Origin of the sequence: Catenulispora pinisilvae (genome assembly GCF_015356865.1) — a bacterium.
Lineage (GTDB): Bacteria > Actinomycetota > Actinomycetes > Streptomycetales > Catenulisporaceae > Catenulispora > Catenulispora pinisilvae.
Genome location: NZ_JAAFZA010000105.1, coordinates 13,109 through 34,575 on the forward strand (window position 1 = coordinate 13,109; position 21,467 = coordinate 34,575).

The window sequence follows — 21,467 nt, forward strand, 5'->3', positions numbered from 1 at the left end:
CTACGCTGTGCGCCGAGCCGACCAGCAACCGTCCCGCCGTGCGTTCCTCGGTACGGCCGGGGCCGTGGTGGCCGTCGGCGGCGCCGCGGGGTGCGATGCACACTCCGAGTCTCACGCGCCATCTCACACGTCGCAGGCCCAGGCCCAGACCGTTCCTGCTGACACGTCAGTGCCGCCGACCGGCCGGTATCAGGCAGGCGTCATCATTCCGCAACCGGCGCAGCCGAATCTGCTGGCCGTGGTCGCGGATATCGATGGCCAGGCCGCCGTCGGGCCGCTGCTGGCCGAGCTGGGTAAGACAGTGCTCTCACTCACGGCGGGAACCGAACCACGGCTGCTGGGTTTGGCGCCCGGGGACCTGACCATCACGGTCGGCGTGGGACCCGGGGTGGTGCGGAAGGCATCGGCAGCCGGAGCCGCCCTGCCCGGCTCGGCCGACCTCCCGCAGTTCTCGCGCGAAGAGATCGTCCCGCAGGCCCGCGGCGGCGATCTCCTGATCCAGCTGTGCGCCAGCGACGCGCTGGTACTGCCGGTCGCGGCCGCCGCGCTTCTGGACCAGGCCGGCGCCCGGGTCACGGAACGCTGGCGCCAGTCCGCCCGCCGCGGCCCGAACACCTCGGTGGCGCCAGGCCGCGCCGCTCCGCGCAACCTGCTCGGCTTCATCGACGGGATCATCGGCCCCACCACGACCACCGAGCAGCAGAGCGACCTGTGGCTGGCCGGACCCGCACCGGTCGCCGGCGGCACCATCGCGGTCGTGCGCCGCATGGAACTGGACCTGACGCGCTTCGCCGCACAGTCCGTTCCGGAGCAGGAAGCGGTCTTCGGCCGCCGACGCGCCACCGGCGTCCCGCTGTCCGGCGGCACGATCGCCAGCAACCCCGACCTCGGCGCCAAGACCCCCGACGGCCGCTACCTCATCCCCGCCGACGCACACGTCCGCCGCGCGCACGCGAACGTGGTCGGCGTCGGCCTGATGCTGCGCCGCTCTTACAGCATCGACGACCCGAAACCCGGCCTGCTCTTCATCTGCTTCCAGAACGATCTGCACACCTTCACCGCCACCCTCACGCACATGGACGACTCCGACGCACTGCTGGCGTTCACGACGACCACGGCCAGCGCGACGTTCTTGATCCTGCCGGGATTCGACGCGGAGCACGCGTTGGGATCGACGCTGTTCGGCTGAGGTGTTCGGCTCAGGTGTTCGGGTTCGGCTGAGGCCTTCGGCTGAGGAGCTATTCAGGCACCAACACGGCTCGGCCGCCGACCCGCCCCGCAGCGACAGCGGCCATCGCCTCAGCGGCAGCCTCCAACGGGAACGTCTCAGTACCCAGCGTCACCCTCCCCGCCGCCGCCAACGCCATCAGCTCGCCGAGCTCCGCGTGCGTGCCGATCTGGTTGCCGAGAATGGTGAGCTCGCGGTTGATCATGTCCAGATGCTCGATGTGGACGCCGCCGCCGTAGCCGACGATCGAGTAGACGGCGCCCTTCGCGAGCATGCGCAGTGCCTGCTCCGGAACGCCGCCTTCGCCGACCAGGTCCAGGACCGCTTGGGCGCCCTGGCCGGCGGTCAGGTCCAGGACGGCGTCGGCGGCGGCCTCGGCGGGAAGGGTGATGACCTCGTCCGCTCCCAGTTCGTACGCGGTCTGGGCCCGCGCCTCGTCCGGCTCCACCACGACCACTCTGGCCGGCGTCAGGATCTTCAGCAGCTGGATCGCGATCTGCCCGACGCCGCCCGAGCCGAGACAGACCACTGTCGTGCCGGTGCCCGCGAACGGCGTCAGCCGCCGCACCGCGTGCATGGCCGTCAGACCGGCGTCGGCGAACGGGGCGAGTGGGGCCGGGGACGTGCCGGGCGCCAGCTTCACCAGCGCCCGCGCCGACGTCCGCATCAGCTCCGCGTAACCGCCGGGCCAGCCGTCGACGCCGGGGAAGCGCCAGGTGGCGCAGTGCATGTCGGCGCCGCGGCGGCAGGCGTCGCAGAAGCCGCAGGTGACGGCCGGGTGCACGATCACGGGATCGCCGACCGCCAGGTGCGAGACGCCGGTGCCGACCGCCTCGACCCAGCCGGCGTTCTCGTGGCCGAGGGTCAGCGGCAGCCGCTGGTTGAACGCCGCTTCCAGCCCGCCCTCGACAATGTGCAAGTCGGTGCGACAGATACCGGCTCCGGCGATCCGGACCACCACGTCCTGCGGCGTCTCCACCTTCGGCTCCGGCCGATCGACGACGGCGACCGGCCGCCCGAATCCGACCACTTGTACCGCGCGCATCAGCATCCTCCCTTACTCAGAAGCCCCATCTCACCCTTCCCGCACTAAATGCACCATCGTGCTGACCGGATCGCCGCCTCCCAAAGCCATCGGCAGCCCGCGGCTCAGCAGCACCGCGCCGTGGTGCACGATCCCGCTCCCGGCATCGCGATACCGCCCGGCGGCATCGACCCCGCGCAGCACCACCGGCCGCTCGATCTGCGCGAACCGCCGCTCGCGCCGGTAGACGAACACCACGGCCTCGGAACGGTCGGCCGCGACGTACTCCACGCCGCTCAGATCCCCCGCCGCATCGCCGTGCGCGTACCGCATTCCGTGCTGCACAACAGGCCGGATCCGCTTATAGGCAGCCACCATCTCGCGCGCCGTGGCCAGCTCCGCCTCGGTCCACTCCGCCAGGTTGCCGCCGATCCCCAGCACGCCGGCCATCGCGACATGGAAGCGGAACTCCAGCGGGATCCGGCGTCCGGTGTGTGGGTTCGGCGAATCGGTCACCCACGCCGACATCACCCGCGCCGGGTACACCTGCGCGAAGCCCTCCTGGATCGCCAACCGGTCCAGCGCGTCGGTGTTGTCCGACGTCCAGACCTGGTCGACGCGCGCCAGCATCCCCGGGTCGAGCCGGCCTCCGCCGCCGCTGCACGCCTCGATCCGCAACGCCGGGTGATCGGCACGCAGCTTGTCCAGTACGGCGTACAGGTTCTCCACGTACCTCCGCCACACCAGGTCGCCTCCGTCGGCACCGGCCTGCGGCCACCCCACCTCGGTGAACGGCCGGTTCATGTCCCACTTCAGGAACCCGATGTCGTTCTCGGCCACCAACCGGTCCAGCGACTCGTGCACCCAGGCCGCCACATCGGTCCGGGCCAGGTTCAGCACCAACTGGTTCCGGTGCTCGCTCCGTTGCCGGAAGGGCTGATGCAGCACCCAATCCGGGTGTTCGCGGTAGAGATCAGAGTCCGTATTCACCATTTCCGGCTCGACCCAGAGCCCGAAGTCCATGCCTAACTCGCGCACGCCCTTGACCAGAGGCGCGAGCCCGTCCGGGAACCGGTCCGGATTGGGCCACCAGTCGCCGAGACCGGCCCGGTCGGAGGTCCGGGACCCGAACCAGCCGTCGTCCATCACGAACAGCTCGACGCCGAGCGCCGCCGCCTGTCGGGCCAGCGCCAGCTGTCCCTCCAAAGAGACCTCGAAGCCCGTCGCCTCCCACGAGTTGTAGACGACCGGTCGCAGCTCCCCGGCGTGCGGCAGTACGTGGTCCAGGACGTATGCGTGCCACGCCTGCGAAGCCGCGTCGAACCCGCCGTCCGTCCAGATCCCGGCACTCACCGGAGTGGTCAGCACCTCCCCGGGCGCCAGCGACCAGGCCAGGCCTTCGTGCCCGAACCCGGCGGCCACCACGGTCCGGTCGGCGGATGTGCGCTCGACCGTGATCTGCCAGCTCCCGCTCCAGGCCAGCGCGCATCCGAAGACCTGGCCGTGGGCCGGGCCGGCGGTGCCGTCGTCGACCATGACCCACGGGTTCGCGTGGTGGCCGGTGATGCCGCGGCGGCTGGTGAGCAGCGTCTCCCCGAACGGCGGCGACGAGCGGTGCAGCCGGGTCTCGGCCGCCCACCGCCCGCGCACCTGGCTCAGCCGGTAGTCGGGGAGGGGCGGCAGCGTCCAGGAGGCGGAGTCGGCTCTCAGCACACTGATCGGCTCCTCCCCCGACGCTCCCGTGTGCCGCAGCACCAGCCGCCGCTCGATCACCGGGCTTCCCCTCCGAACCCGGTGTCGGCTTTCCACAGCCAGTGGATAGTGCCGGTCGGCGAAGCTCAGGACGAGCTCGGCCGAGTCGCCGGAGTCGTCGCAGTCCGCGATCCAGGCCTGGACGAACCGCAGCTCCAGATCGCGGGTGCCGTCCGCGAAGCGCACGGCCAGTTGGGCGTGCCCGAACTGGAACGCCGCGCCGACCGCCAGCTCCAGCGGGCCGTCGACGTCCTCCTCGAACGGCCAGGCCCCGCCGTGCCCGACGGCTCCGAAGCCGGGAGCCTCTGCGAGACCGCCGACACCGCCAGAGTTGCCGTGCCCCCCGAGGTTGCCGTGGTTTCCGGGGCTGCCGGAAGCCGAGTCGACCGGTCCGGCCACAGCGGCCGGAACCGGAACCGGAATGGCCCCCGGCACCCCGACCAACGCCGCGGCCTGCTCCAGCCCCAGCGCACGTCCCCAGTGCGCGGACAACAACCGGTCCCGATCGTCCAGCCGCAACACCGCACACGACCGGCCGGCGGTCACCACCCAGGCCCGAGCCCCGGGAATCGACCGAATGAGCGTCATGATTCCCTTTCAGCCCTTGACCGCGCCACCGGTCAGGCCCTTGACGAAGTGCTTCTGCAACAGGAAGTAGAAGATGACAACCGGCAACGCGGCCAGGAACATCAGCCCGAACAACTGCCCGTAGTTCGACTGGTGCTCGCCGAGCGCCCGATAGACGCCGACGGTGACCGTGGTCCCGCCGACCGGTCCGAGGATGATCAGCGGATCCAGGAAGTCGTTCCAGATCCACACCCCCAGGAAGATCAGCACGCTCGCCGTCGCCGGCCGCAGCAGCGGGAAGATGACGATCCAGAACGTGCGCCACCGACCGGCCCCGTCCAACGCCGCGGCCTCCTCCAGCTCGATCGGGATCGAGCGGATGAAGCCGGCGAACACGAAGACGCCGAACGGGATGTAGTAGCCGACGTTGAACGCGACCATGCCGGTGAGGGTGGTCATCAGGTGCGTGAGCCGCAGGATCCGCACCACCGGCACGAGGATCACCTGCGGTGGCACCATCAGTCCGGCCAACAATGTCAGCAGCATGACTCGCGCGAACCGACTGCGGGTCCGGGCCAGGTAGTGCCCGAGCATCGCCGACAGGATCGCCAGCACCACGATCGAGACCGCGGTGATCTCGACGCTGTTGATCAGTCCGTCCCAGTAGAGGTTGTCCGGGCGGTCCAGCGTCGCCTTCAGGTTGTCCAGGGTCGGCGGCCACGGGATGGACGCCGGCGACCCGGTGATGTGGCCGCCGGGCTTGAACACGTTCACCACGACCAGATACAGCGGCACCGCGAAGAGCGCGGTGACGATCAGCGCGACCAGCGGCCGCACCCACGGGGCCCGGGACTCCTCGCGCCGGCCGGGATGCGTCCCGGCCGCGCGCGCCGTCGTCGCCTCGGCCGCTTCAGCTGTCGTTCCCGCCGTCACAGCTCCACCTCCCGCCGTTGCAGCAGCCGCAGCGCCACGCTCGACACCACCGCGACGATGATCAGCATCACCACGGCCATCGCCGAGGCCATCCCGGTCTTGTTCTCGGTGAACCCGGTCTGGATCACGCCGTACGCGACCGTGGCCGTCGTGCCGGTCCCCGGCCCGCCGTGCGTGATCACCTGTACGTAGTCGTAGGTCTTGAACCCGGTGATCAGCAGCATCACCGTGTTGATGGTCAGCGCGGGCGCCAGCATCGGCCAGGTGACCCGCCGGAACCGGGTCCACTTCCCGGCCCCGTCGATCGCCGCCGCCTCCAGCAGTTCGTCCGGCACGCCCTGCAACCCGGCCAGATACACGACGGTGCAGAACCCGAGCAGCTGCCAACTGGCGATCGATCCCACCGAATACAGCGCGATCGACGGATCGGACAGCCAGCCCGGCGGATGTTTCACCCCCATCGAGCCCAGGACCGTGTCCAGCAGCCCGCCGTCGGTGAGCATCGCCTGCCACACCACGGAGACCACCACGGAACTGAGCACGACCGGCACGAAGAACACCGTCCGCAGCGCGCGGTAGAGCCGGCCCTGCCGGTTCAGCAGTACCGCGATCGCCAGCCCGGCGACGTTCGGCACGATCACGATGATCAGCGTGAGGATCGTGGTGACCCGGACCTCCATCCGGAAGTCCGGGTCGCCGAGCAGCTTCACGTAGTTGTGCAGCCCGGTGAACTTCGTGTTCGGCGCGAACGCGTCCGCGTTGGTGAAGCTGTAGCCGAGGCTCAGCACCAGCGGCGCGAACACGAAACACGCGTAGAAGAACAGCCCCGGCGCGCCGAACCCGAGGAAGTACCCCAGGTTCGAGCGCCGGTTCTTCGTGCTTTGCCGGGAACCCTGGCTGGACCCCCGTAATGAGCCTTGCATGGATGTCATGGGGTGACCTTGTACGTGGTGCCCGCCGTAGTGGCGAAGGTGGCCCGACCACCGGAGACGGTGACGGGGACGGAGGATCCGTCGGCGGTGACGGTCGCCGAGCCGCCGGTCCAGGGCAGGACCAGCGTGGCGTTTCCGCCGGCCTGGCTGCTGATCCCGACCGAGGCGACGGTGCCGCCGCTGACGGCGCTGCTCACCAGGAACGCGCCCTTGGCCAGCAGCGTGAACGAGGCGTCCTGCGTGGTCGGCCAGCACGGGAAGACCCGGATGGCGCCGGCCTCGCTCTGCATCAGCATCGAGTTCAGCGTCTCGATCGACCCGGAGGTCTCGATCCCGCCGCCGCCTTGGAAGTCGGTGTCGTTGCTGGCCCGCCACAGATAGGCGATCGAGGCCTTGAACTTCTTGACCAGATCCTCGGCGGGCCACCCGGCGCGGGCCGCGATGGTGAACTCCTTGCAGAAGCCGTTGTTGGAGTTGCCTCCCGACGTGACGCCCCAGGAGTTCATCTGAGTCAGGGAGTTGATCGCGTACTGCAACAGGTTGGCGTCTCCGCCGATCGAGCACTGCTCGCCGGGGAAGATCACGCCTTCCATGTTGATCGGCTGGTTCCCGGGCTCGAACTTGTCCGGCAGGCTCGGGTTGTTGATGACCTCGGCGGTGTAGAAGACCGTGACGCCGTTGTAGGTGCCGGTCGGGTACGCACTGAGCTTGGCAAGGAAGCTCTGCCACGTGGACTGCATGTTCGCGTCCACGCCGAGGATCGCCGAGGTCTCCAGCAGAGTGTTGACGACCTTGCGCGCGAACCCGAGGTCCAGGTTCGGGTTGGTGTCGTCGCCGCCCTCGTGCGCCGAGGAGTGCTCGAACACCCAGCGCTTGCCGTCCCACACCGCGAAGTCGCGCCAGAACGCGTCCAGTTCCTTCAGCAGCGGATACAGCTGCGTCTGGAGGTAGGTGGTGTCCCTGGTGTACTCCCAGTGCCAGATCAGCGGCAGCGCCGCGAAGGTGGCGTTGGACTTCTGGTCGGCGGGCAGCTTCGTGTAGTCCTTCGTGGACGCGACCGGGACCGTTGCGGGCTGTTTCTCGTAGAGGTGGAACGGCGTCATGCTCCGCTGGAACGCCGTGCCCTGATACCCCGCGCCATGTGTGGTGTTCCGCTGCCACGGCACCTCGTTGTAGATGACGCGGCGGTAGGGCTCGGACAGGTCGGCGTGGTTGGAGGAGAAAGCGCCGTAGTACAGCGCCTCCTCGTTGTAGTTCAGGAAGTAGCGGCCGCCCCAGTTCGGCGTGTCGTTGGTGAGCCACTGAGCCCACAGCGACGGCGCGGTCGGGGCGCCGGAGCGGGTCGCGCTGCCCAGCACGTACTGCGCGTTGAAGTAGTACGCCTCCAACTGCGAGTCGCCGACCACGACATTGGACTGTGTCCAGAAGCTCTGCCAGAACGCGGCGTGCGTGCTCGCGGCGCTGGAGACCCACGACGCGTTGACGGCCGTGGCCGCGCTGACCGCCTGATCCCGCAGCTGCGTCGGCGTCGGCGCGGTCGTCGTGTCGGACACGTCCTGCGCGTGCGAGCGGAAGACGGTCACCAGCGTCGCGGTCGCCCCGCCGGCCAGCGTGAAGGTTCCGGTGGCAGAGGTCTGTGACGACGTCTTCGTGCCGCTGGTCTTCGTGAACTTGGCACCGACGAGCTGGGTCGCCGAGGCCGCGGTGGCTTGCAGGCTGACGTCGCCGTTGCCCGAGGAGTTGTTCTGCCGGGTCAGCCACAGCTGCGTGCCGTTGATGGAGCCCGAACCGGACGGATAGGCCTTGTCGACCGGGAGCGTGACGGTCGCGGCCAGCGTGACCGAAGAGCTCCCCGACTTGGACGACAGCTGCGTTATCAGGACACTGTCGTTGTCGGCGGTCCACGACTTCATCGTCACCGTGGCGTTCGACAGCGCGAGCACCGTCGTGACCGTGGCCCCGGCCAGATCCGTGGTCATCGAGTAGCCGCTGGACGCCGCACTGGCGCCGGAGGCCGCGACGGTCAGCTTCCCGATCGGCAGGATGGAGTTCTGCCACGAGAGCGGGCTGGTGCTCTTGCGGTCGTCGCCCCAGAAGTCGCTCTTGCCGAAGGCGAAGGTCTGTTGGGTGGCCGAGGAGTCGCCGACCACGACGCCCAGGTCGCCGTTACCGAGCAGCATGCCGGGCGTGTACTTGTTGGTGACGACGCCCGAGATCGGCTTGGTGACGTGCGGGTTCACGGCCGCGAGTTGGGCCTGGACCGCCGGCCAGCTGATGCCGGTGGCGGCCGACGTACCGGCCGTGCGTCCCACGCCGACCGTGCCGACCGCACCGGCGCTCCGGGAACCGGCCGCGCTCGCCTGCTCGGCGACCGTCCCCACCAAGACCGCGCCGACCCCGGCGGCAGCGCCGCCGATCAAGGTGCGCCGACCGATGCGCGGATTTCCGTTGGTAGCCATGGTCCTGCTCACCGTCCCTTCGGGGTGACGCGGTAGGTGTGGCCGGCCTCGGTGCGCCATGTGACCCGGCCACCGGAGGCCGAAGCCCACACCCGACCGCCGTGCGACTCGTCGACGACCTGCGCCGACCCGGTGTTCCACGGCAGCTGGAGCGTGGCGTCCCCGCCGACCCGGCTGTGCAGCCGGACCTGGCCGACCTTCCCGCCCCGCTGTTCCGCGCCGACCAGGAACGCGCCCTTGGCCTGGAGCGTGAACGACGCGTCCCGCGCCGCCGGCCAGCACGGGAAGACCCGGATCACGCCGTCCTCGCTCTGCATCAGCATCGAGTTCAGCGCCTCGGTGGTGCCGGTGGTCTCGACCCCGCCGCCGCCTTGGAAGACCGTGTTGTTGCTGGGCCGCCACAGGTAGGCGATGGAGGCCTTGAGCTTCTGGAACAGGTCCTCGGCCGGCCAGCCGACGCGGGCCGCGATGACGAACTCTTTGCAGAAGCCGTTGTTGGAGTTGCCGCCCGGCGTGACTCCCCACGAGTTCATCTGAGTCAGGGAGTTGTTGGCGTATTGGAGCAGCATCGCGTCGCCGCCGATCGAGCACTGCTCGCCGGGGAAGATGACGCCCTCCATGTTGATCGGCTGGTTGCCGGGCTCGAAGGTGTCCGGCAGCCCGGGGTTGTTGATGATCTCGCCGGTGTAGAAGACGGTGACGCCGTTGTAGGTGCCGGTCGGGTACGCGCTCAGCTTGGCGAGGAAGTCCGTCCAGACCGGTCGCAGATCGGCGTCCACGCCGAGCACCGCCGAGGTGTCCAGCAGGGTGTTGACGACCTTCCGCGCGAAGCCGAGGTCCAGGTTCGGGTTGGTGTCGTCACCGCCCTCGTGCGCGGAGGTGTGCTGGAAGATCCAGCGGGTGCCGTCCCAGACCGCGAAGTCCCGCCAGAACGCGTCGAGCTCCTTCAGCAGCGGATACAGCTCGGTGCGCAGGTAGTCGAGGTCCCGGGTGTACTCCCAGTGCCAGATCAGCGGCAGCGCACCGAAGGTGGCGTTGGACTTCTGGTCGGCGGGGAGCTTCGGGTAGTTCTTCGTCGCCGCGACCGGGACCGGCGCCGGAGGCGTCTGGTACAGGTGGAACGGCGGAAGGCTCCGCTGGAACGCCGTGCCCTGATACCCGGCGTTGTGGGTGGTGTTGCGCTGCCAGGCCACCTCGTTGAGGATCATCCGCCGGTACGACTCGGACAGCTCGGCGTGGTTGGAGGAGAAGGCGCCGTAGTACAGCGCCTCCTCGTTGTAGTTCAGGAAGTAACGGCCGCCCCAGTTCGGGGTGTCGTTGGTGGTCCAGGCGGCCCACAGCGACGGCGGGTTGTGCACACCGGAGCGGGCGCCGCTGCCCAGCACGTACTGCGCGTTGAAGTAGTACGTCTCCAGCTGCGAGTCGCCGAACACCACGCTGGACCGGGTCCAGAAGTCGGTCCAGTAGGCGTGGTGCGTGGCCCGCGCATCGTGCAGCCATCGGTCGCCGAACGACGTCGCCGCCGCGATCGCCTGGTCGCGCAGCTGGTCCGGGGTCGGCGCCGGGCTGGTGTCGGAGAGGTCCTGGCCGTGCGAGCGGAAGACGGTCAGCAGGACCGCTCGGCCGCCTCCGGGCAGGACGAACGTGCCGTCCGCCGTGGTGGCCGTCGAGCTCGGCGCGGTGAACGTACCGCCCACGACGACGGTCGCCGACGCGACGGACGCCTTGTAGCTGACGTCGCCGTAGCCGACGGCGTTGTTCTGCCGGGTCAGCCACAGCGCTCCGCCGGTGACCCCGGCCGCCGACGGATAGGCCGGGTCGTTCGGCAGCACCACGCTCGCGTTCAGGGTGAGGTCGGCATCGCCGGCCGCCGAGGAGAGCTCGGTTATCAGGACATTGTCGCGGTCGGCCGTCCAAGAGTTCAGGGTCAGGGTGCTGCCCGCGAACGGCAACACCGACGTGACCTGAGCAGTCCCGATATCGGTGACCATCGAGTAGCCGGTGGCCGCCGGGGTGGCCCCGGGCACGGCGACGGTGAGCGCGCCGACCGGCAGGATCGAGTTCTGCCAGGACAGCGGAGCCGTCGTCTTGCGGTTGTTGCCCCAGAAGTCGCTCTTGCCGAAGTGGAAGCTCTGCTGCGCGGCCGAGGAATCGCCGACGACCACGCCGATGTCGCCGTTACCCAGCAGCATGCCCGGCGTGTACTTGTTGGTGACGACCTTCTGGATCGGCGCACTCACCCGCGGGTTCGCCGCGGCCAGCTGACGCCGGACGTCCGCCCAGCGCACCCCGGATTCGGATCCGCAGTCGGCTGCGGCGTTTGCGGGCGCGTCCGTACCTGCGGCGCCCGTACTTGCGGCATCCGTTCCCGCGAAAGCAGTACCGGCGGAAGCCGGTGCTGCGAACGCGACACCGGTGACGGAAGCCGCACCGGCGGCCCCGGCCGTCGCGGCGATCACGGAGCGGCGGCTGACGGTGGAGGTCATGAGCTGTTCTCCCTATCTGACGCGGTGCGGATATCAGTTCTCGACGATGACGACTTGTCCGTACTGGGCCGAGGCCACGGCGGCCTCGACCATGGCCAGGCTGCGCAGGTTGTCGTGGCATTCGCCGTCCGGGGCCTCGCCGGTACGCAGCGCGTGCACGAACCCGGCCAGGACCTCGGCCAGGCCCGGGAACTCCGGCGACTGCGGTGCGACCGGCAGCGTCTCGGACGCCGGTTCCGGCTCCCCCTCCTCGCGAGCCGGAGTGAGCACCGGCGCACTGAGGCCGTCCCACGCGACCGAGCCGTTGGCGCCTTCCAGGTACCAGCGGCCGGTCCAGGACGTGAAGTCGGACCGCGCGGTCCAGCAGCCGGTGAAGGCGAAGTGCAGGCCGTCGTCCATCTGGAACAGGGCCTCGGCGGAGTCGTTGCCCGGGTACCAGGACCAGGGCGTCTGGTAGGCGTTGCAGAACACTGACTGCGCGTCGGCGCCGGTGACGGCGCGCGCCGCGTCGAACAGGTGGATGGCCATCTCGCGCAGCAGCGGCTCGTCCCAGAGGTGGACATAGGGACCGGCGCGGTGCGGGAGGCGGAAGTCGATCTCCAGCCGGGTGAGCGGGGCCAGTCGACGGGCCGCCGCTATCAGTGCCCTGGTACCGGAGAGCTGGCGCCGGTCCTGGGTGACCGCGAGCAGCCGGCCGGTGCGTTCGGACACCGCGACCAGCTCCCGGGCCTCGGCCAGCGTCATGGCCATGGGCTTCTCGGACAGGACCGCGCAGCCGTGTTCGAGGGCTGATGCGGTGACCGACCTGTGCGCGGCCGGCGGGGAGCTGTTGAACACGATGTCCGGATCGAGCTCGGCCAGCAGCGCGGTCAGGTCGGTGCCGAGCGTGACGTTCCCGGCCGCGTCGGGCCCGGCCTCCTTCGCCGCCTCGCGCAACGCGGCCTCGTCCAGATCCACCCAGCCGACGAGTTCGGTGTCGGCCTGCCGCGCGATCTCCCGGGCCCAGTTCCGGCCCATGAACCCGGCGCCGACGATGACCGCGCGCAGCGGTCCCGGCCTGCTGACCGTGGCGAATCCGCTCATCGCTCCCACCACCGGACCGGCGAGGGCTCATCCACGAAGTACTTGCCGATCGGGCCGGTCGGCGCGGCCCAGCGCACGGCGTTGGCGATCACGTCCTGCACCTCCTTCTGGTGGTACACCGGGCATTCCTGGTCCCCGGCGCCGAAGTAGAAGATCCGCCCGGCCCCGCGGGTGAAGCAGGCGCCGCTGCGGAACACCTCGCCGCCGCTGAACGAGGACAGGAACACCAGCTCGTCCGGGTCCGGGATGTCGAAGGGCTCGCCATACATCTCGTCGTGCGGGATCACCAGCGGCTGCGGGATCCCGGCGGCGATCGGGTGGCCGGGCTTGACCGTCCAGACCAGGTGCCGGTCCTCGCCGTGCCGCCAGCGGCGGTCGCAGCTGGTGCCCATCAGCGAGGTGAACAGCTTCGAGCCGGCGCCGGAGTGCAGGACGACCAGGCCCATGCCGTCGAGCACCCGGCGGCGGATCCGGTCCACGGTCACGTCGTCCATCTCGGCGTGCAGCAGGTGGCTCCACCAGATGAGGACGTCGGTGTCCTCGACGGCTTCGCGGGTCAGGCCGTAGCCGGGCTGGTCCTGGGTCGCGGTGGTGATGTCGGCCGCGGGGCCGAGCCGCTCGACCAGGGCCGCGGCGACGGTGCCGTGGATGCCCAGCGGGTAGCGTTCGGCGATCTCGGGGCGGGTGAGTTCGTGGTGGTTCTCGTTGAACACGAGTATCCGCACTGCGGAAGTCCTCTCAGAGTGCTGGTTCAAGGCGCAGAGCCCTGGTTCACGGCACAGAGCCATAGTTCGAGGCACAGAGCCCTGGTTCACGGCGCAGAGCCCTGATCCGGAGTCCAGGGCTCTCCTCCACCGCTCAGTCCGACGACTGCTTGGCCCACTCGGAGTCCAGATAGGACGCCGCGTCCTTGGCCGACTTCTTGCCGAGCATCACGTCCTCGACCGCGCCGTAGACCACGTCGACCATCCCGGGCAGCAGCGCGTCGTCGCCGGCCTCCCAGCTGAACGCCTTGACGACGGTGCCGCTGGTCTGGGCCTGCTGGTAGAGCTGGTAGGACTCGTTGAACACCGGGCCGGTGGTCGACGGCGGGGTGTAGCCCTTGATCGCCGGGAACAGCGCGTCGCTGAGCACGTTGTTGTCCAGGTTCTGCTTGTCCAGCTGGAAGGCCAGCGCGAACTTCTTGGCCATGTCCAGGTTCTTGGCGTGCGCGCTGACCTCCAGGCCGCCGCCGGTGTAGGCGGGCATGACGAGCTTGCCGTCGTCGGTGGGCCAGGCGAAGACCCCGATGTCGTCCTTGATCGGGCTGGCGTCGGCGGCCGAGGCGAACCAGATGCCCATCGGGTACATCGCGCCGCTGCCGTCCAGGAACGCCTTCTGGCTGTCGGCGTAGTTGCGGGACAGTCCGGAGCGGTCGATGTAGCCCTTGGCGGCCAGGTCGCCGACCCGTTGCAGGGCGTCGACGAAGTCCGGGTCGGAGAACTTCACCTTGTTCGTGTGCCGCTCGACCAGCCAGTTCGGATCCTGGCGGTAGACCTGGGTGGCGACCGTGGCCGACAGCGGCAGCACCGCGGCGAAGGCGTCGGAGCCGCCGCCGACCTGGAACGGCAGGATCCCGGCGGTCTTCAGCTTGGCCGAGTCGTCGAGCATCTGCTGGTAGGTGGTCGGCGTACTGGTGATGCCGGCCTTGGCGAACATCGACTTGCGGTAGTAGACCATCGGGATGGTCTGGGTGTTCGCCGGGAGCTGGTACACCTTGCCGCCGATGGCGCCGCCGTCGGGCACCTCGAACTGCGTCAGGTCGCTGGGCTGCCAGGCGTACAGGTCCCCGGCCTGCGCGAAGCCGGTCGGCGTGACCGCGATCATCACGTCCGGGAACTGCCCGGAGGCCTTGAGCTGCTTGGCGTAGCTGGTGCGGTCGGAGGTCGGGGACACCAGGCGCTTGACCTTCATGCCCGGGTACTGATCGGTGACGCGCTTGATGGCCGCGTCCCAATAGGCCGGGGTGAGGTTCGGGGTCTCGAAGGTCAGGAACGTGATGGTGTTGCTGTCCCCGCCGGAGCTGGAGGAGGACGAGCCGCCGGCCGCCGAGCAGGCGGACAGGGCCAGGGCGGCGCCCGCGGCCAGCGCGGCGAACCGCGGCAGGGTCGGGCGGCGCCGTCGGCGGCCGGCGCCGCCGCTGCTCGGGGCGGTAGTGGCCGTCGCCGTGTCTACAGAAGACGGTGCTAGGTGTCGTCGTGTGAACATCCGCTGCCTCCTGGGGCTGGACGATTGATTCCTGGGGGTACCGGCGCGAAACGGCTGACGGTCCTGCTGGCCGGAACCCCCAGGAATCAACCGTCTAGGGAACGAACCCCGGCGAGCCCAGCCTCACTCGGAGCCCGTGAGCGCTCACGGGAGCGCTCACGGGGGTAAGAGTGGTCCGGCTCACACCATCTCGTCAAGAGGCGTTACCGGATTGCGTTCACATTGCCGTAGCGCGAGGCTTCGGCGAACGATTCACGCCGAGCCGCGCACCCGCAGCTCCGGGCTCACCACCACCGGCTCCGGCGTGCGGCCGGCCAGCAGTTCGGCGGCGGCGGCGACGGCGAGTTCGCCCATGCGCCGGATGTCCACGTACACCGAGGTGATCGGCGGTTCGACCAACTCACCCAGCGGCAGCCCGTCGAAGCCGACCACCGCGAAGTCCTCCGGCACCCGCACGCCCGCGGCCTTCAGACCGCGCACCGCGCCGACCGCGAGGATGTCGTTGTACGCGAACACGGCCGTGATCTCCGGCTTACGCGCCCGCAACACCCCGATCGCCTCGGCCCCGCCCTCGACGCTGCGCGGCGCGCTCTGCACGTCGTCCTCGCCGACGTCCAGTCTGAGCTCTTCGGCGACCGCCAGGAAGCTGGTGCGCCGCTTGTCGTGCGGGCCGGCGGCGCCGTCGATCATCCCGATCCGCCGATGGCCGGCCGCCGCCAGGTGCCGCACCGCGAGCCGCACGCCGCCGGCGATGTCGATGCCCACGCCCGGCGCCGCGCCCGCGTCCCAGCCCGGGTCGAGCACCGCGAACGGCACCCCGAGTCGCTCGGCGTGCGCGAAGACCTCCGGCGAGGTGAGGAATCCGGCCCCGACGTCGGCCTGCGCGGCCAGCGTCGACAGCGCCAGCACCTCGCGCTCCGGGTCCTCGCCGGTGTCGTAGAGCACGACCTGCCAGTCCCGGGCCTGCGCCGCCCGCAGCACCCCGGAGGCCAGCTCCGGGAAGAACGGGTTGCCGATGTCGGAGATGATCAGACCGAGCGTGGTGGTGTCCTGCCGGATCAGCCCGCGGGCGAACCGGCTGGGCCGGTAGTTGAGGCTACGCGCGGCGTCCAGGACCCGTCTCTTGGTCTCGGCGTCGATCTCGGCCTTGTCGTTGACCGCCCGCGACACCGTCTGCCGCGACACCCCGGCCAGCTTTGCCACGTCCTCGATGGTCGCGCGCTTGACCCGGGACTCCGGGGTCACGTTCAAGAAGGTCGCCTCCTGCCGCCAGCGGAAAGAACACGCCCACCGCGGCCCGCCGGAGTACCGGCACCGGCCGCCCGCCCGGGACGCGAAGGAACGGCGCCCCCGCTGTGGGGACGCCGCGTGCGCTTGATCGGGACGCCGCCGCCCCAGGGTCACGGTACTCGATGCGGCGGCGGGTTCGCGGGAGCCGGCTACCTCTCGGCCAAGCACCCGCCGGGACCGCGCTCCTTCAGAGCTCAGTTATGGATCACACACCCGTTGGCGTTGTTGCTCCAGATCGGCTGCATCGCGAAGGTGCCGGTGGACAGCGTCACCGCCTGGAAGTTGCTCTCGCACTGGTCGCCGATCTCCTCGCCGTTCGGCGCCACCCAGCCGTTCCCGGCCTGCGGGTCGGTGACCGACTCGGCGTATTCGTGCCCTTCGACGATGCTGAACGCGTCCAGCTTCCCGCCCAGCGCGCTGTTCGGGCAGCGGCTGCCGGCCGGGGCGTCGAGCTGGTAGGGCATGTTGGTGTAGGACACCGAGCCGCTGTAGTCGTGGTACGCGCAGAAACCGGAGTTCGGCCAGCCGTCGGGGTGCGTGCCGTGCGCACTGAGGACGACGATCTGTGCGTCGGCATTCCCGGTCACCCCGAAGTGCGACGCGCCCCGGTTCCCCTCACTGGCCACGGCGTTGGCGCTGGGATTGGCCGGCTCAGCCTTGGCGTTGTCCATCCACACGCCGCCGAGAACCGCGCCGCTGAAGCTCGGCCCCTGACCGCTGGAGTCGGTGTACTGGGAGGTGATGGTGGACCAGTTGTCCGTAGATGTCCCGAGTCCCTGGAACAGACTCGTCAGGTACGCGGGTATCCCGTTGGTGTCGCTCTTCCACTGAGATCCCCAGAACACGAGATAGACCACGGGGTGCAGTTGGACCGGCCCGCCGCCGTACTGCATGTTCTCGCCGGCCTGCGCGGCGTGCGCACTCGCGCTTTCGCTGTACGCGCTCGCCGATTGCCGGTCGTGGCCGGCTGCGGCCTGCCCGGTGCCCGCGGTGGCGGTGACCAGGCCCGCGGCCATGAGGACGGCGGCTACTGTGGTTCGCCCGTTCCTGTTCATGCGCATGCCGAATTGCTCCCAACTCAGTGCTTTGGCATGGATGTGCGGTTAGGGGTGAGGTTAACCGTGGAAACGAGTTTCGCATACCCTTGATATGACCCTTAGCCGTCCCGTTCCTGGAGCTGCGCGATCTTCGCGGCGAGGTTATGACGGACCGCGCCCAGGCGGTCCACCTCGCCGTCCAGGCGCACCAGAGCCTGCTGCGGGAGCTCCAGTTGGCGCTCATCAGTGAGGGTGCCGTCGTCGAGGGCGGCGGCGATCGTCCGCATCTCGTGGATCGGCAGTCCGGCACCGCCACATGCTTCGATCAGGGCGCGCAGGCGGGTCACGGCGACGTCGTCGTAGGCGCGTTTACCGTCCGCGCCTTGCCCGATGTAACGCTCGTCGATGAGGCCGGCGTGATCGTAGTAGCGCACGGTGGCGATGCTCAGCCCCAACCGCAGGGCGACCTCGCAGGCCGGCATGAATTGGTTCGGGTCGGCTTCGCCATCGGTCACGCTCCGGAGTCTAGGTACGCCGCGCGGGGACGAACAGCCCCTCGCCGACAATGGCTCCGACCTCGCAAAAGGCCCAACCTTCCGGCCCCGCCCCATCCACCTCCGTAGACTCGTGGCATGGCTCCTCCCGAATCCGCCCATACAGTCACCGACGCGGACGACGTCCTGCGGCGGGTCTTCGGCTACGACTCGTTCCGCGGGGCGCAGCAGGAGATCGTGGAGCATGTCATCGGGGGCGGCGACGCGCTGGTGCTGATGGCGACCGGCGGCGGGAAGTCGCTGTGCTACCAGATCCCGGCGCTGGTGCGGCCGGGGGTCGGGGTGGTGGTCTCGCCGCTGATCGCGTTGATGCAGGACCAGGTGGACGCGCTGACCGCGGTGGGGGTGCGGGCCGGGTTCCTCAACTCCACGCAGGATCCGGACCAGCGCCGGTTCGTGGAGTCGATGTTCCTGGCCGGGGAGTTGGACCTGCTCTACCTCGCGCCGGAGCGGCTGCGGTCGGAGCAGACCCTTCAGTTGCTGGACCGGGGCAAGATCTCACTGTTCGCGATCGACGAGGCACACTGCGTCTCCTCGTGGGGCCACGACTTCCGGCCCGACTACCTGGCCCTGTCGATGCTGCACGAGCGCTGGCCGGACGTGCCGCGGATCGCGCTGACCGCCACCGCCACCCAGGCCACGCACCAGGAGATCGCCGAGCGGCTGAATCTGGGCGGGGCCAAGCACTTCGTGGCCGGGTTCGACCGGCCGAACATCCAGTACCGCATCGTGCCGAAGGCCGAGCCGAACAAGCAGCTGCTGGAGTTGCTGCGCACCGAGCACGCGGGCGACGCCGGGATCGTCTACTGCCTCTCGCGCGCCTCGACGGAGAAGACCGCGCAGTTCCTCAGCAACAACGGGATCCCGGCGCTGGCCTACCACGCCGGGCTGGACGCCGGAACGCGCGCCCGGACCCAGTCCCGCTTCCTGCGCGAGGACGGCCTGGTCGTCGTCGCCACCATCGCCTTCGGCATGGGCATCGACAAGCCGGACGTCCGCTTCGTCGCGCATCTGGACCTCCCGAAGTCGGTCGAGGGCTACTACCAGGAGACCGGCCGGGCCGGCCGCGACGGCCTGCCCTCGACCGCCTGGCTCGCCTACGGCCTTCAGGACGTGGTGCAGCAGCGCAAGATGATCGCCTCCTCCGACGGCGACGACACCTACCGCCGCCAGCTCACCGCGCACCTGGACGCCATGCTCGCGCTCTGCGAGACCGTCGAGTGCCGCCGGGTCCAGTTGCTGAACTACTTCGGCGAGGCCGGCGAGGCGTGCGGCAACTGCGACACCTGCCTGAACCCGCCGCAGTCCTGGGACGGCACGGTCCCGGCGCAGAAGCTGCTCTCCACGGTCTACCGGCTGAAGAACGAGCGCCGGCAGCGGTTCGGCGCCGTCCAGTCCATCGACATCCTGCTCGGCAAGCAGACGCCGAAGGTCAGCCAGTTCAGCCACGACCAGCTGAGCGTCTTCGGAATCGGCACCGAGCTGACCGAGGGCGAGTGGCGCGGCGTGGTGCGGCAGATGCTGGCCCAGGGCCTGCTGATGGTCGAGGGCGATTACAGCACCCTGGCTCTGACCCAGGACAGCGCCGCGGTGCTGCGCGGCGATCGCAAGGTGCTGCTACGCCGGGAGCCGGAGAAGCCGGCGCGGGCGAAGGCGTCCCGGCAGGCGTCGGGCTCGGGCTCGGGCGGGGCCGCGGTCCAGGAGCTGTCCGAGGAGGCCAAGCCGGTCTTCGAGAAGCTGCGCGCCTGGCGTGGCGCCACGGCCAAGGAGCAGGGCGTCCCGGCGTACGTCATCTTCCACGATGCGACGCTGCGCCAGATCGCCACCCAGGCCCCGAGCTCCCTGGGACAGTTGGGCACGATCAACGGCGTCGGGGAGAACAAGCTCGCCAAGTACGGGCAGCCGATCCTGGACGTGCTCGGCGAAGCCCTCGGCCGGCCCGGTCGCGCGGAAGCGGCCGAGCCGCCCGCCGAGCTCGACTTCCAGGACCGGCCCGGTCACCCGGAAGCGGCCGAACCGCCCACCGAGCCCGACTTCGAAGAGCCTCCGGAGGAGTACCCCGAGGAGTACCCGGACGACTTCTTCGCTGAGTGAGGAGTCCGGCGGCGTCGTGAGGGATCCGCGCTACCGATAGACGCCTACCGGTAGACCCCGTCGATCTCGAACGACTGCACCGTGTTCGGCGAGAAGTACGACCAGAACACCTTGCCGTGCAGGAACGTGTCGGCGTGGTACGTGTACGCGTCCCCGCCCCCGGTCTGCGTCGCCCAGCGGCCGACCAGCCCGTTCCCGCCGGACCCGGTGACCGTGCCGAACTTCGACAGGTCGAAGTTGATGTACTGCCCGGTGCCGTAGTTGGTGCTGACGATGACCAGCTTGTGGTTCGCGGCGTCGTAGGCGGCCACCGAGTTGTGGTCGCCGCTGTCGATGAGCTGCATGCCGGGCCGGATGTGCCGGGTGAACTGCGCCAGGACGTAGTACTTGGTGTTCACCGCGCCGGTGGTGCCGGCCGCCTCGTCGCACTGGATCGCGCCCCAGCCACCGCCGTCGAGCACCTGCCAGTAGACCCAGGCCGTGGGATGCAGCCAGGTGAGGTCCAGATTCAGGTTGCTCGCCAACGACATGCCGGTGGCGTCGCCCTCGCCGTACTCGGAGTTCCACAGCACCTTGCCGGCCGACTTCGCGGTGGCGTAGAGCAGGTCCCGGCGTCCGCCGCCGTACTGGTAGCCGTGCGTGTTGATCTTCCCGACGTTGCCCTGCGCGGTGCCGTCCAGGCCCAGGAACGTGGCCCGGGCCTGGTCGTAGGTGTTCTCGTCGGAAGCGGAGAGCAGCGCCCCGCCCAAGCCGCGGCTGTTCAGCTCCGCGCGCAGGTAGTTGATGACGGTCTGCTGGGTCGAGACGTCGAAGTGGCAGCCCTCCTGCGAACTGGTGTCGGCCTTCCACCACCCGGAGATCGGCTCGTTGAAGGCCTCGACCGAGGTGAACTGGAAACCCCAGTTGTCGTGCGCGTACTTCGCGATCGTCGCCAGATACACGGCGTGCTGCTGGTAGTTCCAGGACTGGAGGTTGTCCGAGGTCCCGTCGGCCGAGCCCGAGGGGTTGTGGTTGTAGCACATCCACCACATCGGCGAGTTGGAGAACAGCTCGAAGTGGTTCACCCCGCGATCGCGCGCCTTCCACAGCATGTTCCGCTGCGGCGCGTCGACGTACCAGTTCCAGCTGGCGGAAGCCGGATCCTGCGAGTACCAGTCGAGCCAGTAGCCCTCCATCTGCCGGGTCGGCAGCACGGCGGCGCCCTTCACCATCGTCGTCCCGCCGACGGAGTTCGAACTACAGGCGCCGGCGTTGTAGCGCACGATGTTCAGGCCCAGGCCGGGCAGTGTGGATCCGTTGTAGGGCGCGGAGTTCAGGGTGAAGAAGATGTCTGCGATGTCGTCGCGGTTCCCGAAGGCCTTGGCCCACCACGCGAGCGAGGTGCCCCACCCCTCCCACGTACCCCACGACGTGCCGGGATCGACAGTCGTGGTGTAGTCGGCATTGGCGGCGGACACCCCGAGGGTGCTGAACGCGGCGGCGGAGGCGGCGGTCGTTGCGGAAGCGGCGAGGAACGCGCGACGGCGCATGCGATAGTCGGCCACGCGTGTCAGGCTACAGATTCGTCCGCATTGCGGAAGCCCTGCGAAGCCTTGCGAGCCGACTTGGGATGCCGGGACGCCGGGGCGGCGGCCCGGGCGGCCGCTCGGCCGACAGGGTCCTGAGAACATCCGCCCCCGTAGCCGTCCCGCCGCCCGCGGGTCACCCGCACTGACGTCCCCCCAGCCCCGCCGCGACCCGCGTCGCGGCGGGGCTGGGGGAACGTCAGTGCGGGTGACCCG

The 21,467-nt window shown here is 69.6% G+C and carries 15 protein-coding genes and 1 pseudogene; 2 read left to right on the forward strand and 14 right to left on the reverse strand.

Annotation, left to right across the window (positions count from 1 at the left end; genetic code table 11):
- The first annotated feature begins 7 nt into the window (after nt 1–7).
- A complete protein-coding gene (locus tag IZR01_RS26340; RefSeq protein WP_194925400.1) occupies nt 8–1,189 on the forward strand; it encodes a Dyp-type peroxidase in 1,182 nt (393 codons plus the stop codon).
- A 49-nt stretch (nt 1,190–1,238) separates the two neighbouring features.
- Here the strand turns inward: IZR01_RS26340 and IZR01_RS26345 are convergent, their stop codons facing one another.
- The 12 genes from IZR01_RS26345 to IZR01_RS26400 all read right to left on the reverse strand — a co-directional run bounded on the left by IZR01_RS26345 (nt 1,239) and on the right by IZR01_RS26400 (nt 17,553).
- Nucleotides 1,239–2,273: an NAD(P)-dependent alcohol dehydrogenase gene (locus IZR01_RS26345; RefSeq protein ID WP_194895112.1), complete on the reverse strand. Its 1,035-nt coding sequence runs from the start codon at nt 2,271–2,273 to the stop codon at nt 1,239–1,241.
- A gap of 30 nt (nt 2,274–2,303) precedes the next feature.
- Nucleotides 2,304–4,592, reverse strand: coding sequence for an alpha-galactosidase (locus IZR01_RS26350; protein WP_194925401.1), 2,289 nt, complete (start codon nt 4,590–4,592; stop codon nt 2,304–2,306).
- Between the two features lie 9 nt (nt 4,593–4,601).
- A complete protein-coding gene (locus IZR01_RS53470) occupies nt 4,602–5,399 on the reverse strand; it encodes a carbohydrate ABC transporter permease (protein WP_194895121.1) in 798 nt (265 codons plus the stop codon).
- A 101-nt stretch (nt 5,400–5,500) separates the two neighbouring features.
- The gene (locus IZR01_RS26360; RefSeq protein ID WP_369125388.1) at nt 5,501–6,361 is read right to left on the reverse strand and encodes a carbohydrate ABC transporter permease; all 861 of its coding nucleotides are present in this window, start codon (nt 6,359–6,361) and stop codon (nt 5,501–5,503) included.
- Between the two features lie 71 nt (nt 6,362–6,432).
- On the reverse strand, nt 6,433–8,895 hold the full coding sequence (locus IZR01_RS26365; RefSeq protein WP_194925402.1) for a glycosyl hydrolase family 95 catalytic domain-containing protein: 2,463 nt from the start codon (nt 8,893–8,895) through the stop codon (nt 6,433–6,435).
- Nucleotides 8,896–8,903: 8 nt separating this feature from the next.
- Nucleotides 8,904–11,381, reverse strand: coding sequence for a glycosyl hydrolase family 95 catalytic domain-containing protein (locus IZR01_RS26370; protein WP_194925403.1), 2,478 nt, complete (start codon nt 11,379–11,381; stop codon nt 8,904–8,906).
- A 33-nt stretch (nt 11,382–11,414) separates the two neighbouring features.
- On the reverse strand, nt 11,415–12,464 hold the full coding sequence (locus IZR01_RS26375) for a Gfo/Idh/MocA family protein (protein WP_194895117.1): 1,050 nt from the start codon (nt 12,462–12,464) through the stop codon (nt 11,415–11,417).
- Nucleotides 12,461–13,189 (reverse strand): ThuA domain-containing protein, encoded by a 729-nt coding sequence (locus IZR01_RS26380; protein ID WP_323746368.1) that lies wholly within the window; start codon nt 13,187–13,189, stop codon nt 12,461–12,463. Before IZR01_RS26380 ends, IZR01_RS26375 begins: the two co-directional genes overlap by 4 nt.
- Nucleotides 13,190–13,322: 133 nt before the next feature.
- Nucleotides 13,323–14,711, reverse strand: coding sequence for an ABC transporter substrate-binding protein (locus tag IZR01_RS26385; RefSeq protein WP_194895119.1), 1,389 nt, complete (start codon nt 14,709–14,711; stop codon nt 13,323–13,325).
- A 252-nt stretch (nt 14,712–14,963) separates the two neighbouring features.
- Nucleotides 14,964–15,956: a LacI family DNA-binding transcriptional regulator gene (locus IZR01_RS26390; protein WP_194925408.1), complete on the reverse strand. Its 993-nt coding sequence runs from the start codon at nt 15,954–15,956 to the stop codon at nt 14,964–14,966.
- A gap of 239 nt (nt 15,957–16,195) precedes the next feature.
- A complete protein-coding gene (locus IZR01_RS26395; protein ID WP_194925405.1) occupies nt 16,196–17,062 on the reverse strand; it encodes a hypothetical protein in 867 nt (288 codons plus the stop codon).
- A gap of 95 nt (nt 17,063–17,157) precedes the next feature.
- Nucleotides 17,158–17,553, reverse strand: coding sequence for a MerR family transcriptional regulator (locus tag IZR01_RS26400; protein WP_194925406.1), 396 nt, complete (start codon nt 17,551–17,553; stop codon nt 17,158–17,160).
- 117 nt (nt 17,554–17,670) lie between these two features.
- Here IZR01_RS26400 and recQ point away from each other — a divergent pair, with 117 nt between their 5' ends.
- On the forward strand, nt 17,671–19,686 hold the full coding sequence (gene recQ / locus IZR01_RS26405; protein ID WP_194925407.1) for a DNA helicase RecQ: 2,016 nt from the start codon (nt 17,671–17,673) through the stop codon (nt 19,684–19,686).
- Between the two features lie 44 nt (nt 19,687–19,730).
- Here recQ and IZR01_RS26410 read toward each other — a convergent pair whose 3' ends face one another.
- Entirely contained in the window at nt 19,731–21,230 is a 1,500-nt protein-coding gene (locus IZR01_RS26410; protein ID WP_323747103.1) for a glycoside hydrolase, read from the reverse strand.
- Between the two features lie 5 nt (nt 21,231–21,235).
- Nucleotides 21,236–21,467 (reverse strand): annotated as a pseudogene (locus tag IZR01_RS51000) (hypothetical protein); the annotation flags it as partial.

Bases quoted from the DNA above. Each gene is read 5' to 3' on its own strand.
- IZR01_RS26345 (WP_194895112.1), bottom strand. From the start codon at position 2,273: ATGCGCGCGGTACAAGTGGTCGGATTCGGGCGGCCGGTCGCCGTCGTC.
- IZR01_RS26350 (WP_194925401.1), bottom strand. From the start codon at position 4,592: ATGACGCTCATTCGGTCGATTCCCGGGGCTCGGGCCTGGGTGGTGACC.
- IZR01_RS26365 (WP_194925402.1), bottom strand. From the start codon at position 8,895: ATGGCTACCAACGGAAATCCGCGCATCGGTCGGCGCACCTTGATCGGC.
- IZR01_RS26370 (WP_194925403.1), bottom strand. From the start codon at position 11,381: ATGACCTCCACCGTCAGCCGCCGCTCCGTGATCGCCGCGACGGCCGGG.
- IZR01_RS26375 (WP_194895117.1), bottom strand. From the start codon at position 12,464: ATGAGCGGATTCGCCACGGTCAGCAGGCCGGGACCGCTGCGCGCGGTC.
- IZR01_RS26385 (WP_194895119.1), bottom strand. From the start codon at position 14,711: ATGTTCACACGACGACACCTAGCACCGTCTTCTGTAGACACGGCGACG.
- IZR01_RS26395 (WP_194925405.1), bottom strand. From the start codon at position 17,062: ATGCGCATGAACAGGAACGGGCGAACCACAGTAGCCGCCGTCCTCATG.
- recQ (WP_194925407.1), top strand. From the start codon at position 17,671: ATGGCTCCTCCCGAATCCGCCCATACAGTCACCGACGCGGACGACGTC.